General features: G+C 72.7%; 15 protein-coding genes. 9 read left to right on the top strand and 6 right to left on the bottom strand.

Translation table 11 applies throughout. The features are described 5' to 3' along the window. The first annotated feature begins 171 nt into the window (after nucleotides 1–171). From AC5677_RS11785 to AC5677_RS11775, 3 genes are all read left to right on the top strand, one after another. Nucleotides 172–2352, top strand: coding sequence for an acyl-CoA dehydrogenase family protein (locus AC5677_RS11785; RefSeq protein ID WP_497194985.1), 2181 nt, complete (start codon nucleotides 172–174; stop codon nucleotides 2350–2352). A 195-nt stretch (nucleotides 2353–2547) separates the two neighbouring features. Beyond that, nucleotides 2548–3741 (top strand): lipid-transfer protein, encoded by a 1194-nt coding sequence (locus AC5677_RS11780; RefSeq protein ID WP_497194984.1) that lies wholly within the window; start codon nucleotides 2548–2550, stop codon nucleotides 3739–3741. A 359-nt stretch (nucleotides 3742–4100) separates the two neighbouring features. Further along, nucleotides 4101–5546: an MFS transporter gene (locus AC5677_RS11775; RefSeq protein WP_497194983.1), complete on the top strand. Its 1446-nt coding sequence runs from the start codon at nucleotides 4101–4103 to the stop codon at nucleotides 5544–5546. A gap of 28 nt (nucleotides 5547–5574) precedes the next feature. Here AC5677_RS11775 and AC5677_RS11770 read toward each other — a convergent pair whose 3' ends face one another. The 4 genes from AC5677_RS11770 to AC5677_RS11755 are packed head-to-tail and all read right to left on the bottom strand — an operon-like array spanning nucleotide 5575 to nucleotide 9280. Then, the gene (locus tag AC5677_RS11770; RefSeq protein WP_497194982.1) at nucleotides 5575–6180 is read right to left on the bottom strand and encodes a response regulator; all 606 of its coding nucleotides are present in this window, start codon (nucleotides 6178–6180) and stop codon (nucleotides 5575–5577) included. Next, nucleotides 6177–7607 (bottom strand): sensor histidine kinase, encoded by a 1431-nt coding sequence (locus AC5677_RS11765; RefSeq protein ID WP_497194981.1) that lies wholly within the window; start codon nucleotides 7605–7607, stop codon nucleotides 6177–6179. The genes AC5677_RS11770 and AC5677_RS11765 overlap by 4 nt, the downstream gene beginning before the upstream one ends. A gap of 6 nt (nucleotides 7608–7613) precedes the next feature. Further along, entirely contained in the window at nucleotides 7614–8336 is a 723-nt protein-coding gene (locus AC5677_RS11760) for an ABC transporter permease (RefSeq protein WP_497194980.1), read from the bottom strand. Next, entirely contained in the window at nucleotides 8336–9280 is a 945-nt protein-coding gene (locus AC5677_RS11755; protein ID WP_497194979.1) for an ABC transporter ATP-binding protein, read from the bottom strand. The genes AC5677_RS11760 and AC5677_RS11755 overlap by 1 nt, the downstream gene beginning before the upstream one ends. A gap of 385 nt (nucleotides 9281–9665) precedes the next feature. Here AC5677_RS11755 and chsH3 point away from each other — a divergent pair, with 385 nt between their 5' ends. The 3 genes from chsH3 to AC5677_RS11740 all read left to right on the top strand — a co-directional run bounded on the left by chsH3 (nucleotide 9666) and on the right by AC5677_RS11740 (nucleotide 12855). Continuing rightward, nucleotides 9666–10541, top strand: a complete 876-nt coding sequence (gene chsH3, locus AC5677_RS11750; protein ID WP_497194978.1) for an enoyl-CoA hydratase ChsH3 — start codon at nucleotides 9666–9668, stop codon at nucleotides 10539–10541. An 80-nt stretch (nucleotides 10542–10621) separates the two neighbouring features. Beyond that, entirely contained in the window at nucleotides 10622–11707 is a 1086-nt protein-coding gene (locus tag AC5677_RS11745; protein ID WP_497194977.1) for a Zn-dependent alcohol dehydrogenase, read from the top strand. Between the two features lie 176 nt (nucleotides 11708–11883). After that, entirely contained in the window at nucleotides 11884–12855 is a 972-nt protein-coding gene (locus tag AC5677_RS11740) for a 3-oxoacyl-ACP reductase (protein ID WP_497194976.1), read from the top strand. 98 nt (nucleotides 12856–12953) lie between these two features. On the opposite strand, the gene AC5677_RS11735 is transcribed toward AC5677_RS11740, so the two are convergent. Together AC5677_RS11735 and AC5677_RS11730 are read right to left on the bottom strand one after the other, a co-directional pair. Next, nucleotides 12954–13121 carry a hypothetical protein gene (locus tag AC5677_RS11735; protein ID WP_497194975.1) on the bottom strand — a complete coding sequence of 56 codons (168 nt, stop codon included), beginning with the start codon at nucleotides 13119–13121 and terminating at the stop codon, nucleotides 12954–12956. 8 nt (nucleotides 13122–13129) lie between these two features. After that, on the bottom strand, nucleotides 13130–14572 hold the full coding sequence (locus AC5677_RS11730) for a hypothetical protein (protein WP_497194974.1): 1443 nt from the start codon (nucleotides 14570–14572) through the stop codon (nucleotides 13130–13132). Between the two features lie 194 nt (nucleotides 14573–14766). On the opposite strand from AC5677_RS11730, the gene AC5677_RS11725 reads away from it, so the two are divergent. Genes AC5677_RS11725 through AC5677_RS11715 form a run of 3 tightly spaced genes read left to right on the top strand, consistent with a single transcriptional unit; the run spans nucleotide 14767 to nucleotide 17576 of the window. Then, nucleotides 14767–15633, top strand: a complete 867-nt coding sequence (locus tag AC5677_RS11725) for a Nif3-like dinuclear metal center hexameric protein (RefSeq protein ID WP_497194973.1) — start codon at nucleotides 14767–14769, stop codon at nucleotides 15631–15633. Continuing rightward, nucleotides 15630–16373: a zinc ribbon domain-containing protein gene (locus AC5677_RS11720; RefSeq protein ID WP_497196588.1), complete on the top strand. Its 744-nt coding sequence runs from the start codon at nucleotides 15630–15632 to the stop codon at nucleotides 16371–16373. Before AC5677_RS11725 ends, AC5677_RS11720 begins: the two co-directional genes overlap by 4 nt. 3 nt (nucleotides 16374–16376) lie before the next feature. Further along, nucleotides 16377–17576 (top strand): bifunctional RNase H/acid phosphatase, encoded by a 1200-nt coding sequence (locus AC5677_RS11715; protein WP_497194972.1) that lies wholly within the window; start codon nucleotides 16377–16379, stop codon nucleotides 17574–17576. Nucleotides 17577–17641: the final 65 nt, after the last annotated feature.

The raw sequence follows: 17641 nt of genomic DNA, 5'->3' as shown, positions 1-17641 counted from the left end.
GAGGCGTGGGAGGGGGTATTGGCGGCGTGCGAGGGAAATTCACCGAACTGTTTCCTGTTCGGATCCGGACCGTTTCCTGGTGAATGCGAACGGCTGCCGGATCCGCGCCGCGCGGTACCCGCGGTGCGGTCGCCCTTCCGTCGAAATGGAACGTGTTCTAGTCTGCGGCCCATGGGCATCGGAATCACGCAAGAGCAACGTGACCTGGCCGAGGCGGCGCGCGGCTGGGTCGCGCGGGCCATGCCGCCCGAGGAGATCCGCAAGCTGCTCGACGCCCCGCCGGGGCGGCACGGCAGGCCGGCCTACTGGGACCGGCTCGCCGCGCAGGGCCTGCTCGGACTGCATCTGCCCGAGGCCGACGGCGGAGGCGGCGGCGGACTCCTCGACCTCGCCGTCGTCCTGGAGGAGATGGGCCGCGCCGGGCTCCCGGGCCCCTATCTGCCCACCACCCTCGCCGCCGAGCTGCTGCACCGCGGCGGACACCGGGACCTCGCAACGTCCCTGGCGGCCGGCGAACTCCTCGGCGCCGTCGCACTCGGCGCGGGCTCCCTCACCGCCGTCGAAGGCGCCGACGGCTACGTCCTGGACGGCGCCGCGCCCCCGGTCCTGGCCGGCGGCGACGCGGACCTGATCGTGCTGGCCGCGGAGGCCTCCACCGGCACGGTCTGGCTCGCGGTCGACACCGCGACGCTGTCCGTACGCGTCCAGGAAAGCGCCGACCCGACCCGGCCGGCCGCCGAGGTGACCGCGGACGGCGTCACGGTCCCCGCCGCACGCCTCCTGGCCGTCGACAGCGCACTGGTCCGCGATCTGGCGGGGATCCTGTTCGCCGCCGAGGGCTGCGGCACCGCCGCCTGGGCGCTCGCCACCGCCGCCGAACACGCCGCGGTACGCGAACAGTTCGGCCGCCCGATCGGCCAGTTCCAGGCCGTCAAACACCTCTGCGCCGACATGCTCGTACGCGGCGAACAGGCCCGCGCCCTGGTCTGGGACGCCGCCCGCGCGGTGGACGAGGCCCCCGAGGTCCGCGGCCTGGTCGCCGCGCTGGCCACCGCCACCGCACTCGACGCCGCCTTCACCTGCGCCAAGGACTGCATCCAGATCCTCGGCGGCATCGGCTTCACCTGGGAACACGACGCCCATTTCCATCTGCGCCGGGCCACCGCGGCCCGCCAGCTGCTCGGCAGCGGCGACACCCACCGGCTGCGGGCCGCCCGCTACGGCGCGGACGGCGCCCGCCGGACCCTGCACCTGGAACTCCCCGCCGAGGCGGCGGCCCACCGCGAAGCGGCCCGAACGGCCATCGACGCCGCACGCGGCCTCGACCCCGCCGCCGCACGCCGCGCACTCGCCCCCACCGGATACGCCGCCCCGCACCTCCCCGAGCCCTACGGGCTCGGCGCCACCCCCGTCCGGCAACTGGCCATCCAGCAGGAGCTGGCGGAAGCCGGCGTCAGGATCAGCGACCTGGGCATCGCCACCTGGGTCGTCCCCTCGCTCATCGCGCACGGCACCGACGCGCAGAAGGACCGCTACCTGCTGCCCTCCCTGCGCGGCGAGCTGCTCTGGTGCCAGCTGTTCTCCGAGCCCGAGGCCGGCTCCGACCTGGCCTCGCTGCGCACCCGCGCCGAGAGGACGGACGGCGGCTGGCGGATCAACGGCCAGAAGGTGTGGACCTCGGCCGCACAGTGGTCGAGCCACGGCATCCTCCTCGCCCGCACCGACCCCGACGCGCCCAAGCGCAAAGGGCTGACCTTCTTCCTCGTCGACATGAAGACCCCGGGGATCGACATCCGCCCACTGAAGGAGATCACCGGCGACGCGCTCTTCAACGAGGTCTACTTCGACGATGTGCTGCTGCCCGACGACGCGGTGGTCGGCGAGGTCGACAACGGCTGGAAGGTCGCCCGTACCACCCTGGACAACGAACGCGTCCACATGGCCGACCAGTTGACGTTCGACACCGGGCTGACGGCGCTCATCGACCGCACCGCCGAACTGGACGGAGCCGTACGGGCGCGGGTGGGCGCACTGGCCGCCGAGGCGCACGCCCTGGCCTGCATCGGGCTGCGCACCACGCTCCAGCAGGTGTCGGGCCTGGAACCGGGCGCCGGCGCCAGCGTCCGCAAACTGGTGCAGACCGCACACCAGCAGAAGGTCGCCGAGCTGGCGCTGGAACTCCTCGGCCCGGACGGCGCGGTACGCGAGGGCGCCGGTGAACGGGCGCTGCACGGCTTCTTGATGTCGCGCTGTCTGACCATCGCGGGCGGCACCACCCAGGTGCAGCTGAACGTCGTCGCCGAGCGGCTGCTGGGCCTGCCCCGCGACCCGGAGCCCCGCCCTCTGACCTGACCGCCACCTGATCTGAACGTCCCGATCCGAACGTCCCCGATCCGAACGTCCCCGATCCGAACGTCCCGATCCGAACGTCCCCGATCGGAACGTCCCGATCTGAACGCGCCCGATCCGAACGCCCCTGATCTGACCGCCCGGTGACTCTCTCCGGCAGCTCTTTGGTGACTTTCGTGACTTTCCAGGAGGACCTGCATGGCTGGCAAGGCGTACATCGTCGGTGTCGGGATGACCAAGTTCGAGAAGCCCGAGACCCGCGACTGGCAGTACTGGGACATGGCGAAGGAAGCGGGCGGCAAGGCGCTCGCCGACGCCGGGATCGGCTACGAGGCCATCGAGCAGGTACCGGTCGGCTACTGCTACCAGGCCTCGACGGCCGGGCAGCGCGCCGCGTACGAACTCGGACTGACCGGCATCCCCGTCTACAACGTCAACAACAACTGCGCGACCGCCTCGACCGCGCTGATGATGGCGCGTCAGTTCGTCGAGGCGGGCATCAACGACTGTGTCCTGGCCCTCGGCTTCGAGAAGATGAAGCGCGGCGCACTCGGCGGCGGCGCGGACGGCGGCGACTTCGCCACGTCTCCGGTCGCCCGCCACTACGGGGTGATGGCGGCCGCCCATGGCTTCGAGATGACCCCGCCCACCGCCCAGATCTTCGGCAACGCGGCCCGCGAACACATGGAGCGCCACGGCACCACCGCCGAACAGCTCGCCGCGGTCGGCGCCAAGAACCACCGGCACTCCGCGCACAATCCGCACGCCCAGTTCCAGGACGTCTACACGGTCGAGGAGATCCTCGCCGCCAAGACCATCCACCGGCCGCTGACCAAGCTCCAGTGCTCCCCGACCTCCGACGGCGCGGCCGCGGCCGTCATCGCCTCCGAGCGCTTCGTACGGGAACACGGCCTGACCGACCGTGCGGTGGAGATCGTCGCCCAGGCCATGACCACGGACACCGACGACAGCTTCGCCTCCGGCTCCTGCATCGACGTCGTCGGCCAGCCGATGTCACGGGCCGCGGCCCGGCAGGTCTACGCGGCGAGCGGACTGGGCATCGAGGACGTGGACGTCATCGAGCTGCACGACTGCTTCTCCATCAACGAGCTGCTGACGTACGAGGCGCTGGGCATGTGCGCGGACGGGGAGTCGGGGAAGCTGGTGGCCGACGGCGCCACGACATACGGGGGCCGTTGGGTGGTCAACCCCTCCGGCGGTCTGATCTCCAAGGGCCACCCCCTGGGCGCGACCGGCCTCGCCCAGGCCGCCGAGCTGGTGTGGCAGCTCCGGGGGACGGCGGGGGAGCGCCAGGTGCCGGGGGCCCGGGTGGGACTGGCGCACAACATCGGGCTGGGGGGCGCGGCGGTGGTGACGCTGCTGCGGAGGTGAGGGCGCGGGGGCCGGGGGCCGGGGGCGCCAGGGGCGCGGGCCGGGGTGGTGCGGCGGTTGAGGGGCTGAGGGGCCGCGGAGTGGGCGTGACGGGGGCCGGGGGCGCGGGGGTGCGCATGGCGTTAACTGGGCTGTTGGCGTGGGTAGTTGGTCTGCAAGGGGCTCCCTCTACCCCTAAGGGATCACCACCCCCACCCCCTACGGGGCTCGCGCCCCCACCCCGCGCGCCCCCCGCCCCGCCCCCGCCCCCCCCAGCCCCCTCGCACCTGCCGCCCCGCCTCCGCCTCCCGACCTAGGTCTCCCGCCAGGCGACGGATGCGCTGATATACCGATGCAGGGTGCAAGCGTCGAATGCGAGCATGGTCGGCATGCCCCCGATAGCCACCCCCACCAAGCTGCCCGGAACCGAGCGCCGCACGGCCGCACCGCCCTGGCTGGTGATGCTGCTGGTCTGCGCCGGGCAGTTCATCGTCATCCTGGACGTCTCCGTCGTGAACGTGGCGCTGCCCGCCATGCGGACCGGTCTCGGACTGAGCGAACTGGGCCTGCAGTGGATCGTCAACGCGTACGTGATCACCTTCGCGGGCTTCATGCTCCTCGGTGGGCGGGCCGCCGATCTCTTCGGCCGTAAGCGGGTCTTCGTCCTGGGGCTGGCGCTCTTCACCATCGCCAGCCTGGCTGGGGGGCTGGCCCGGGAGCCCTGGCAACTGATCGCGGCCCGTACGATCCAGGGCGTCGGCGCGGCGGTGCTCTCCCCGGCCACTCTCACGATCCTGACCACGTCGTTCCCGGCGGGCCCGGCCCGTACGAAGGCCATAGCCACCTGGACGGCGGTCGGCGCGGGCGGCGGCGCGGTGGGCGGTCTGGTCGGCGGCGTGCTCACCGAATATCTGTCGTGGCGCTGGGTGCTGCTGATCAACGTGCCGGTCGGGGCGCTGGTGCTGATCGCCGCGGTGCTGTGGCTCACCGAGAGCCGGCAGAGCGCCGGGCGGCGGCTGGACGTGCCCGGCGCGCTCCTGGTGACCGGCGGTCTCGGGCTCGTGGCGTACGGCATCGTGCAGACCGAGACCTACGGCTGGACCTCGGCGTCCTCGCTGGTGCCGCTGGCCGCCGGGCTCGTCGTGATCGCCGCCTTCATCGCCGTCGAGGCGCGCACCAAGGCCCCGCTGATGCCCCTGGGGCTCTTCCGGCTGCGCTCGGTCTCCTCCGCGAACGCGGCGATGATGCTGGCCGGCGCCGCGATGTTCTCGATGTGGTACTTCCTGTCCCTCTATGCGCAGAATGTGCTGGCCTATACGCCACTGGAGGCGGGGCTCTCCTTCATCCCGCACTCGCTGTGCATCGTCCTGGGCTCGAAGATCGCGCCGCGGCTGATGAACCGGATGGGTGCCAAGAGCCTGGCCGTCACGGGTGCGGTGATCTCCGCGTCCGGCATGGTCTGGCAGGGCACGATGGACGCCAACGGCACCTACCTCGGCACCATCCTGGGCCCCGGCATCCTGATGGCGCTGGGCGCGGGCCTGACCGCCACCCCGGTCGCTTCCATCGCCACCTCCGGCGCCGACCCCGCCGACCAGGGCCTGGTCTCCGGTCTGATCAACACCTCCCGCCAGATGGGCGGCGCGCTCGGCCTCTCGGTCCTCTCCACGATCGCCGCCTCCCGGATCGCCGGCGGCCACGGCCGGGAGGCGCTGGCGGACGGCTACGGACTGGCCTTCCACGTCGGGTCGGTGGTGCTGCTCGGCAGCATCCTGCTGATGGTCCTCGCCCTGCCGCGCCGCCAGGCGGGCGCCGCGCAGAGCTGAGCGGGGGCCCGGCCCGGCCGGCCCCGCCCTACAGCCAGCCGTTGCGCCGCGCCGCCCGTACCGCCTCCATGCGGTTGCGGGTCCCGGTCTTCCCGATGGCCGCCGAGAGGTAGTTGCGGACCGTGGCCTGCGACAGATGGAGTTTGGCGGCGATATCGGCGACCGTGGCGCCGTCCACGGCCGCGGTGAGCACGTCGCGTTCGCGCTGGGTGAGCGGATTGGGGCCGGCGCTCAGGGCCGCCGCGGCGAGGCCGGGGTCGATGACCCGTTCCCCGGCCAGTACGCGCCGGATCGCCGCCGCCAGATCCTCCACGGGGCCGTCCTTGACCAGGAAGCCGGACGCCCCGGCCTCCATGGCGCGGCGCAGATAGCCGGGGCGGCCGAAGGTCGTCACGATCAGCACCTTGCAGGACGGCAGCTGAACCCGCAGATCCGCCGCGGCGTCCAGGCCGCTGCAGCCCGGGAGTTCGATGTCCAGGAGCGCGATGTCGGGGCGGGCATCCAGGGCGGCGGGGACGATCTGATCGCCCGCCGCCACCTGGGCCACGACCTTCATGTCCTCCTCCAGGTCGAGCAGCAGCGCCAGCGCGCCCCGCATCATTCCCTGGTCCTCGGCCAGCAGGACCTTGATCACCTGGTCAACTCCTCCACATCCGCCATCTCACCCGTGCCGACCGGAAGTTCGGCCGTGACCCGGAAGCCGCGCCGGCCGTCGGCCCCGCTCTGCAGGGTGCCGCCCGCCGCGGCCAGCCGTTCGGCCAGCCCCTTCAGGCCCGTGCCGCCCACCGGACCGGAACGTCCGGGACCCGCCGCCCGGTGCACGGGGCCGGTGCCGTCCGCGCCGAAGGGTTCGTCCGCGGCGTCCACACCGTCCGTCGTGCCCTCCACGCCGTCCCCGGCGCCGTGCGCGCCGGCCTCACCGCCGTGTCCCGGGGCCCGGTCCCATAGCCAGGTCAGGCCACCGGCCGGGGCAGCACCGGAGCTTACGGGACCGAGGCCGTCGTCGGTGATCGTCAGCCGTACGCGGTCGTCGTCGGCGTGTACGTCGATCTCGCAGCGGGTGGCGCGGCTGTGCCGGACGGTGTTGGTGACGCCCTCGCGGACGACCCAGCCCAGCAGCGCTTCGGCCTGGGTGGGCAGGGGCGGCCCCGCCTGCCGTACGACGGGCTCGATGCCGGCCGCCTCCAGCACCGAGCGGGCCCGGTCCAGCTCGGTGGTCAGGCTGCCCTCGCGGTAGCCGGTGACCGCCTCACGGATCTCGGTCAGCGCCTGGCGGCCGACCGCCTCGATATCGGCGGCCTGCCCGAGCGCCGCCTCCAGGTTGCGCGGCGCCAGCCGGCGGACCGCCTCGGCCTTGACCACCACCACCGACAGGGTGTGCCCCAGCAGGTCGTGCAGATCGCGGGAGAAGCGCAGCCGCTCCTTCTCCACGGCGCTGCGGGCCAGCTCCTGGCGGGTGGTTTTCAGCTCCTGGATGGTGTCGAAGAGGTTGAGGACCGTGGCGGTGACCATCCCGGACAGGAACGTGCCGTAGCCGACGCCGAACGCGCCCTGGCCGCTGTCGTGCCAGCCGGTCAGATACCCGGCCGTACCGCTGAGCGTGATCAGCCATACGGCGAGCTTCTTGCCGCGCAGGGCGCGGACCGTGCCGGACGCCAGCGACAGCAGCGGGAAGAACAGGAACCAGTCGCCGCCGAACCCGAGGGCGATGGCGAAGGTGACGGCGGTCAGCGCGCCCAGGGCGATGAGGGGGTAACGGGAGTCGCGCAGCCGGGGGTTGAACGACGTCCAGACGACGCTGATGTAGAGGGAGTTGAAGGCGAGCAGGCCCAGGCCCGCCAGCCAGGGGTGGTCAGACTTGCCCTGGATGATGTTGGAGAACGCGCCCATGCCCATCAGCAGCCACGGCAGGAACGCGTACTTGCCGGGCCCCCTGTCCGTCTTCTTCTCCGCGCCCCTCGTGACGCACGGGGCGACGTCGGTGGCGTTGTCGCCGCAGCCTTCGCCGCCGGGGGCCTGCCGCTTGGTGTCGTGCACTGTTGCTTCCCAGGTTTGCGCCATTGTCGGTCACACCGTCCGTGCGGCCCGACGGTACGCGTACACCGCGTAACCGCCGAAGAGTGCCAGCCAGGCGGCCAGCACCGCCACTGCGCCCAGGCCCGGCGCCCCGCCCTGGGTGACGTTCCGGCCCAGCTCGGCGAAGCGGTTGCCCGGTGTCCAGGAGGACAGGGAGCGCAGCCAGCCGGGGAACAGCTCGGCGGGGAACCAGAGGCCGCCGATGATCGAGATCAGCAGCATGCAGCCCGTGTTGACCACTCCGGTGGACTGCGAGGAGAGACGGTAGCCGTTGGCGAGGCCCAGCAGGGTGAAGGGCGCGGTGCCCACCCACAGCAGTACGGTCAGCGCGGCCCACTGCCAGCCGGGCATCCGGACGCCGTTGACGAGCGCGCCCACCAGCAGCACGGAGGCGATCGCCGGCAGCACCGTCACCGTGCTCGTCAGCCCGCGGGCCACCACCACCCGTATCGGGCTCAGCGGAGTGATGCGCAGCTGCCGCAGCCAGCCCAGGTGCTTGTCCTCCGCGACGCCGGTGCCCGTGCCGATCGCCGCGCCCAGCGCGCCGTACGCGGCCATGCCGACCATCGAGGCGATCTTCCATTCCATGCCCGCGCCGCCTGTGCCGATGTTGGTCATCAGCACATACATCAGCACCGGCATCCCGATGCCGAAGATCACAAAGCCTTTGTCGCGCAGCGTGCGGCGGACTTCGAGGCGGATGTAGCCGAGCATTACGCGATCTCCTTCTGGGACGGGGTGGTGAGGGTGAGGAAGGCGTCCTCCAGGCTGGCGGGGGCGACCTGCAGGCCTCGTACGAGACCGAGCCCGGCCAGCGCCAGGACCGTCGCGTCGGACTCCGCCGTGCGCAGCAGGGCGCGATCGCCCCGTATCTCCACGGAGCTCACACCGGGCAGGGAAGCCAGCGGCTCGGACGGCGCGCCCGCGAGGTCGAACGACACCAGCGACCCGCCGGCCCGCCGCTTGATCGCCTCGCCGCTGCCGTCGGCCACCACCCGGCCGCCGTCGATCACCACGATCCGGTCGGCGTTGTCGTCCGCCTCCTCCAGGTAGTGCGTGGAGAAGAGGATGGTGTTGCCGCGCCGCGCATAGGCCCGCATCGAGCGCCAGAAGGCGCGGCGCGCCTCGACGTCCAGCGCCGCGGTCGGTTCATCGAGCACCAGCAGCTCCGGGTTGCCGGCCAGGGCCACCGCGAAGCGGACCCGCTGGGCCTGCCCGCCGGACAGCTTGTCCACCCGCCGCCCCGCGAACTCGCCCAGGCCCGCCAGCTCCAGGGCCTCGGTGACGTCCATCGGACGCGGGTAGGTCGAGGCGACGAAGCCGATCAGTTCGCGGACGGTGACCCGGGGAACGGGCTGACCGTCCTGGAGCATCGCGCCCACTCTGCCCGCCCGCACCGCCGCCTCGGGCTCGGCGCCGAACAGCCGTACCGTCCCCGAGCTGGGCGGCAGCAGCCCCAGCAGCATGTTGATGGCGGTGGATTTACCGGCGCCGTTGCGCCCGAGCAGCGCCACCGTCTCGCCCGTGCCGATCTCCAGGTCGAGCCCCTGTACGGCACGGACCGCGCCATAGCTCCGGGTCACTCCCGTGAATCCCACCGCCGCCGCGGCGCCGCCCGCCGCCCGTGCCGCGCTCACCGGCCCTGCCGTTCGTGTCATGCCCGACGCCATGTCCGACCTCCCCGTTGATTTCCTGTCCACGACATTACGGAGAGTTGCGGAGGGGCGGCAGATGCGAATGTGTGTGTTCGGCCCTGACAAATGTCATGGGTGCGCGGGTGGGGGTCAGGGTCACCCCGATGTGCGTCGGGGGCATCGTGATGCGTGTCAGGGGCACGGGTCCGCCGCCCCCGGCCTGACAACGTGTCAGGGGTCTTCCGAGTGCCGGGTGGATCGGCTATATATGAGGGCCATCGGCTAGAACGCGTTCTAGAAGTGCCCCGACCCGAACGCCGCCGGGCCGACCCGAAACGACCCCGGCACGGCCGACGGTGCGGACGGCCGTGCCGGGGTCTTCCCACCGTGGTGAAGGAGCGACCGCCCCATGCCCATCGACGCCGCCAAGGCCACTTCCGCCGAGCCGCGGACCACCGAACTCGCCTGGGATCACAAGGACATCCAGCTCTACCACCTCGGCATCGGCGCCGGCGCCGCCACCCCGGACAAGCCCCACCCCGCCACCGACCCCGACGAACTGCGCTACACCCTCGAGAGCGCGCTGCAGGTCCTGCCCAGCTTCGCCACCGTCGCCGGCGGCGGCATGGCGGTGGCGGGCGGACTGTCCGCCCCCGGGATCGACGTCGACCTCGCCGCCGTCCTGCACGGCGGCCAGACCGTCACCGTCCACCGCGCCATCCCGGTGCGCGGCCGCGCCACCCAGACCTCCACCGTCCCGGCGGTCTACGACAAGCAGAAGGCGGCCGTCATCGTGCTGCGCTCCGAAGTGGCGGACGACGACGGGCCGTTGTGGACCTGCGACACCCAGATCTTCGTCCGCGGCGAGGGCGGCTTCGGCGGCGAACGCGGCCCCTCCACCCGCCTCGAACTCCCCGACCGCACCCCCGACCGCACCACCGAACGGCTCATCCGCGAGGACCAGGCCCTGCTCTACCGCCTCTCCGGCGACTGGAACCCGTTGCACGCCGACCCGGAGTTCGCCAAGCTCGCCGGCTTCGACCGGCCGATCCTGCACGGGCTGTGCTCGTACGGCGTCACCCTCAAGGCCGTCGTCGACACGGTGCTCGGCGGCGACGTCGCGCGCGTCCGCTCGTACACCACGCGCTTCGCGGGCGTCGCCTTCCCGGGCGAGACGCTGCGCATCCGCATGTGGGAGGGCGAGGGCCGAACGCAGGTGTCGGTCACCGCGGCCGACCGGGACGACGCGCCGGTCCTGGCGGACACCGTCATCGAGCACAGCTAGCCCAGGGGACACCCCGCGCCCCCTCGGAGGACCGCCCGCGCCCCCAGGGGGAGAGCCCGCAACCCGGAAGGAGCCGTGACATGCGCGCAGCCGTACAGCACGAGACAGGACAGGACAAACTCGAGGTCCTCGACGACATCGAGGCGGTGGGGTTCGGGCCCGGCAAGGTCAGGATGCGGGTACGGGCCACCGGGCTGTGCCACTCCGACCTCTCCGCGATGAACGGGGTGCTGCCGCAGCCCGCGCCCTTCGTCCCCGGGCACGAGGGCGCCGGGGAGATCCTCGACGTCGGCGACGGCGTCACCGGCCTGAGCCAGGGCGACCGCGTCCTGATGTGCTGGCTGCCCGCCTGTGGGAGCTGTCCGTCCTGCAAACGCGGCCAGACGCATCTGTGCCTGGCCGGATTCATGAACGCCGGCACCCCCAACTTCAGGCGCTCCGGCGGCAGCCCCTCCGACGTCTTCGGCTTCGCCGGGACCGGCACCTTCGCCGAGGAGGTCGTGGTCGCCGCGAACTGCGCGGTCCCGATCCCGGACGACGTCCCGTACGAGATCGCCGCGCTGATCGGCTGTGGCGTCACCACCGGGCTCGGCGCCGCCCTCAACACCGCCAAGGTGGAGGCCGCTTCCTCCGTCGCGGTGATCGGCTGCGGCGGCGTCGGCATCTCCACCATCCAGGGTGCGAAGGCCTGCGGTGCGGCGGAGATCATCGCCGTCGACCCGGTGCCCGCACGCCGCGAGGCGGCACTGCGCTTCGGCGCCACCGAGGCGGTCGCCCCCGACGAACTCGCCGACGCCAAGCAGCGCGTCACCGCGGGGGAGGGCTTCGACTACGTCTTCGAGGTGGTCGGCAAGTCCGCCACCGCCCGCACCGCCTACGAGATGACCCGCCGCGGCGGCACCCTGTGCGTGGTCGGCGCGGGCGCGATGGACGACACCTTCCAGGTCAATATGTTCGAGCTGTTCTTCGACGAGAAGCGGATCCTGCCCTCGCTCTACGGGGGCGCGGATGTGCTGCGCTCCTACGAGCGGGCCATCGCCCTGTGGCGGGCCGGCCGGATCGACCTCGAGGGCATGATCACCCACCGCGTCCAGCTCGCCGAGATCAACGACGCCCTCGACCAGATGCGCTCCGGCACCGCGCTGCGCACCTGCATCGAGATCTGACGGCGAAGGACCGGCCGCCGTCCCCTGAGGCCACCGGCCCGCAGTGCACGAGCGGCCCACGGCCCGCGAGCGGCCCGCAGCTCACGAGCACGCAGCCCACCGGCGCACAGCCCACCAGCCCACAGCTCACCAGCCCACAGATCTGACGCACCCCGTTTGCCAAGGAGAGGACAGTAATGGCACAGCCACTGCCACTGCCGCTTGAGGGCCGGACCGCGATTGTCACCGGTGCCGGCCGCGGCCTGGGACGCGCCGAGGCCCTCGAACTCGCCCGCCTCGGTGCCGCCGTCGTCGTCAACGACTTCGGGCAGCCGGGCCGGGACGGCACCGGCGAGGCATCCGCCGCCCCGGCCGAGGCGGTGGCCGCGGAGATCCGGGCGGCGGGCGGCCGGGCCGTCGCCCACCTCGGCGACGTCGCCGACTTCGAGCAGGCCCGCGCGCTGGTCCAACTGGCCGTCGACCAGTACGGGGAACTCGACATCCTGGTCAACAACGCGGGCATACTCCGCGACCGGATGGTGTTCTCCATGAGCGAGGACGAATGGGATTCGGTCATCCGCGTCCACCTCAAAGGCCACTTCAACACCACCCACTTCGCCGCCGTCCACTGGCGCGCACGCTCCAAGGCGGCCGGCGGCCCCGTCTACGGGCGGATCGTCAACACCTCGTCCGAGGCGTTCCTCGCGGGTTCGGCGGGCCAGCCCAACTACGCCGCGGCCAAGGGAGGCATCGTCGGGCTCACCACCTCCACGGCGCTGGCGCTGGCCAAGTACGGCGTGACCGCCAACGTCATCTGCCCGCGCGCCCGCACCCGGATGACCGAGGACGTCTTCGCCGGCATTCCCGCCTTCCAGGGGGACGGAGAGCCGCAGGAAGGCACGCTGGACGCGCTCGCGCCCGAGCATGTCTCGCCGCTCGTCGGCTATCTGGCCTCACCGGCCGCGGCCCGGGTCAACGGCCAGCTGCTGGTCGTCCACGGCGGCATCGTGGCCATCGCCGAACGCCCCAGGATCGCCGCGAAGTTCGACACCGCGAAGGACGCCTTCAGCTTCGAGGAGCTGGACGGGCTGCTCACGCCGTACTACGCGGAACGACCGCCGAACGAGACGTTCGGCGCGGCCGAGGTGCTGGGCCTCAAACACGGGTGACCCACAACGGCCGTGGCCGCCGTCCCCGTGAAGCGGGGCGGCGGCCACGGCCGTTGTCCGTCCGGATGGCGGAAAACCGCCGGTCCGGACCGGGCGCATCACGCGCCCTGAGTCTGCTTCTCCCGGCGGTGCCGGCCGTGCGGGTCGGCCGGGCCCTGCTCCGTGGCCGCCGGGCCACGGTGCCTGCCGGAGCTTGCCGCCTCGGCGCCCTGGGCGGAACCCTCCTGCGGGCGCGCCTCGGTCGTGTCGGTTCGGGCTTCGGACATGGAAAGAGTCACTCCGTCAGATCGCTTACAGCTGTACGCGTCGGGACCTCCCCCAGCAACCGCAGGGGCTTGCCCCAAGCGGAACTGTCGGTGGCCGGGTCAACCGGCTGCGTAGCCCCCGACGGAATTCTAACTTGGCGGGAAATAGCGCTCCACCGGGCCTCCGGGGCCGCCAGGGGTGCCTGCTGCAGGGGTACTGGCCTGCACATGTGGGGATGCGCGGGGATGCCGGGCGGTTCCGCGCAGCCGTCCGGAAGTTGTGCAGATGGTGTGGAGCCGTCGTCGGCATCCCCCGCATCCGGGACAATCCCGTCCCCGCTCCTGGCGACGACCTCCACGGAGGGGCCGTGCCCGGCACCCGCGCCCTCGCCTGTCCGCGCGGCCACCTCCGCGCCTGCACCCGCGCACGAACCCGCACCCGCACCCCTGCTTGGTACGGGCCCCAGCGGTACGGCCATCCGCGCCACCCCGCACGGCCGCGCGTCCGTCGCGCAGGGCAGCAGCAGTTCGCCGCCCGCCGTCCACAGCCCCGTCCCCGCCAGCCACCCCTCCGGCACCGGGAGCTGCCGCAACTGCCGCCCCGACGGCTGCCATACGCCCAGCCGCGGCCCGTCGGCGGTATCGATCCGGAACGCCACCGCGCAGCTCTCCGGCATCAGCACCCGGCCCGGCTGCACGGCGAACGGCGTGACGAAACCGTCGGCCGGCCGCAGGCATTCGGGAAAGCGCACCGGCAGGCTGCTGCCGAGCACACCCCAGCCCATCCGGTCGTGCCCGGGGGCGTCCGACCTCAGCAGCAGCAGTCCGCTGTCCGGATCGGCCATCAGCAGACGGTCGTTGCTGTCCTCGGTGATCTGCAGCAGCGGGCTGACCCCGCCGCCCCGCTCCAGGTCGACCACCACGGTCTTGGTCCGGCCCGTCAGCTCCTGGTCCAGGGCCAGCAGCCGACCGTCGCGATCCAGCCACACGCCGCCCGTGCAGCGCCCCGGGATCTCGGTGACCCGCTCGGGGCCGTGCGCGCCGCCGTGCACCCGCCACAGCTCGGTGCCGTGCGACCCGGTGGCCAGGCCGTAGCCGAGCATGCCGCCCGGCACGGGCGGCAGCAGCGTCAGCCCCGGTGTCGTGACGATGCCCAACAGGAGTTCGCCGGTCCCGGGGCCCGTCGGGTACAGCAGGGAGACCGCGTAGCGGTCGGCGATCCGGCGCAGGATCAGTACCCGGCCGTCGGCGAGCGGGAGCAGTTCGCTGTCCGGCTCCTCGGGCTGGCTGCCGGGCAGCGGTACGGCGTACGGCTCCGGGCCGCTCAGCGTCCAGCGCTCCGGAAACCGGCTCCCGGCGGCGTCGTCGTGACGGGCGAGCCGGGCGGCGTACGAGCCGTCGGCGGCGATCGTCAGCGCCGCGCGGTGCGGGCTGTCGAGCACCGTGGCGCCCTCGGTGGCACAGATCGTCATCGGGTGGTCACCTCCAGTCAGGAAGCGACGGTAGTTTTCGCACTTCCGGCCGATCAACGAGAGTTGCCACACTTCACGCATAAGGGTGGCGGTTGTCCGGTTCGCCGGTCGCGCGTGGGGCGGTTGTGCTGCGCATGCGGTCGCCGGAGCCGCGGCCCCGCGCCCTGTCACAGCCGGGAGGTAACCTTCCACCCGTGCCCGTACTGTCTGAAGTCCTCGCCGCGCTCGACGCCCTCTGGCCCCCCGAGCGGGCCGAAGGGTGGGACGCCGTCGGCACGGTCTGCGGAGACCCCTCCGCGGAGGTCCGCCGCGTGCTGTTCGCCGTCGACCCGGTCCAGGAAATCGTCGACGAGGCGGTGCAGCTCGGCGCCGACCTCCTCGTCACGCACCACCCGCTCTATCTGCGCGGTACGACGACGGTCGCGGCCTCGACCTTCAAGGGCAGGGCCGTGCACACCCTGATCAAGCACGACATCGCGCTGCACGTCGCGCACACCAACGCCGACACCGCCGACCCCGGCGTCTCCGACGCCCTGGCCGGAGCCCTGGATCTGCGCATCCTCGGCCCGCTGGTGCCGGACGCGAGCGACCCGGCCGGCCGTCGCGGCCTCGGCCGGATCTGCGAGCTGGCGCACCCGATGACGCTGGCCGACTTCGCCTCGTACGCCGCGGCCCGGCTGCCGGCCACCGCGCAGGGCATCCGGGCGGCCGGCGACCCGGGCCGTGAGATCCGCACGGTCGCCGTCTCCGGCGGCTCCGGCGACAGCCTCTTCGACGACGTACGGGCGGCCGGTGTGGACGCGTTCCTCACCGCCGACCTGCGCCACCACCCGGCCTCCGAGGCCACCCAGCAGACTCCGCTGGCACTGCTCGACGCCGCCCACTGGGCCACCGAATGGCCGTGGTGCGAGCAGGCCGCGGCACAGCTCGACGCGGTCTCCGACCGGCACGGCTGGGGCCTGCGTACGCATGTCTCCCGTACGGTCACCGACCCCTGGACCGCCCACGCGGCGTCCGCCCCCTTCACCGCCCCGACGAATACCCCAGGAGCCCCCCGCTGAACGCCGCGCCCGCCGACCAGATCCGCCTCCTCGACATCCAGGCCCTGGACGTGAGGCTCACCCAGCTCGCGCACCGGCGCAAGAACCTGCCCGAGCTCGCCGAGCTGCAGACCCTGGAGGCCGACCTCACCCAGCAGCGCGACCTGCTGGTTGCCGCGCAGACCGAGGAGAGCGACACCAGCCGCGAGCAGACCAAGGCCGAGCAGGACGTGGACCAGGTGCGCCAGCGTGCCGCCCGCGACCAGAAGCGCCTGGACTCCGGAGCCGTCACCTCCCCCAAGGACCTGGAGAACCTCCAGCACGAACTGACCTCGCTCGCCAAGCGGCAGGGCGACCTGGAGGACGTCGTCCTCGAGGTCATGGAGCGTCGCGAGGCCGCCCAGGAGCGGGTCGGCGAACTCTCCGGTCGGGTCGAGGCCATCCAGGCCAAGGTCGATGACGCCGCCGCGCGCCGGGACGCCGCCTTCGCCGAGATCGACGCCGAGCGCGACACGGTCACCAAGGAGCGCGAGCTGACCGTCGCCGACATCCCGGCCGACCTCCTCAAGCTCTACGACAAGATCCGCACCAAGGAGGGCGGCGTCGGCGCGGCCCGCCTCTACCAGCGCCGCTGCGAGGGCTGCCGCCTGGAGCTCAACATCACCGAGCTCAACGACGTGCGGGCGGCCGCCGCCGACACCGTCCTGCGGTGTGAGAACTGCACCCGCATCCTGGTCCGCACGCCCGACTCGGGCCTGTAGGCCATGGCGCGGACGTTCATCGTCGAGGCCGACGGCGGGTCCCGGGGCAACCCGGGGCCGGCCGGCTACGGCGCGGTGGTCCTCGACCCGGCGACCGGTGAGGCGCTGGCCGAGGCCGCCGAGTTCATCGGCACCGCGACCAACAACGTCGCCGAGTACAAGGGCCTGGTGGCCGGGCTGCGCGCCGCGCACACCCTGGACCCCGAGGCCACCGTCCATGTCCGGATGGACTCCAAGCTCGTCGTCGAGCAGATGTCGGGCCGCTGGAAGATCAAGCACCCGGACATGAAGCCGCTGGCCGCCGAGGCGAAGAAGGTCTTCCCGTCCGACCGGGTCACCTACGAGTGGATCCCCCGGGAGAAGAACAAGCACGCCGACCGGCTCGCCAACGAGGCGATGGACGCGGGCAAGATCGGCAAGCAGTGGGAGCCCCGCGACTCCAAGGCGGCGCTCGCCACCTCGGCCGCGCCCGCCCGCAGCGCCGCCGCGCGGGCCGCCGACGAAGCCGCGGAGGCCGCCGAGGCCGCCGGGGCGACCGAGGCGGCGGGCCCGCCGTCCGGCTGGGGCGCCCCCGACCTCGGGGTGCCCGCGACGTTCGTCCTGCTGCGGCACGGCGAGACGGCGCTGACCCCCGAGAAGCGGTTCTCCGGCAGCGGCGGCGGCGATCCCGAACTCTCCGCCGCCGGCCGCCGCCAGGCCGAGGCCACCGCCGCCGCGCTCGCCGCCCGGGGCTCGATCCAGGCCGTCGTCAGCTCACCGCTGCGGCGCTGCCGGGAGACGGCCGGGGCGGTCGCCGCCCGGCTCGGCCTGGAGGTCCGTATCGAAGAGGGCCTGCGGGAAACGGACTTCGGCGCGTGGGAGGGGCTGACTTTCGCCGAGGTGCGCGAGCGCTTCCCCGAGGACCTCGACGCCTGGCTCGGCTCCGCCAAGGCGGCGCCCACCGGTGGCGGCGAGTCGTTCGCCACGGTCGCCCGCCGGGTCGCGGTCGCCCGCGACAAGCTGATCGCCCGCTACACGGGCAAGACCGTCCTCCTGGTCACGCATGTCACGCCGATCAAGACCCTGGTCCGGCTGGCGCTGGGTGCCCCGCCCGAGTCGCTGTTCCGGATGGAGTTGTCGGCGGCGTCGCTGTCGGCGGTGGCGTACTACGCGGACGGGAACGCGTCGTTGCGGCTGCTGAACGAGACGGCGCATCTGCGGTAGGCGACCCCGTACGGGAAAAGGGCCTGGAGCATCGGACGTCCGGTGCGCCGGGCCCTTCGCGTGGG

The sequence above is a fragment of the Streptomyces sp. JLSY215 genome (genome assembly GCF_059682825.1).
Note: the sequence above shows the minus strand (reverse complement) of the source record. Positions and strands in the feature narration are given on the sequence as shown.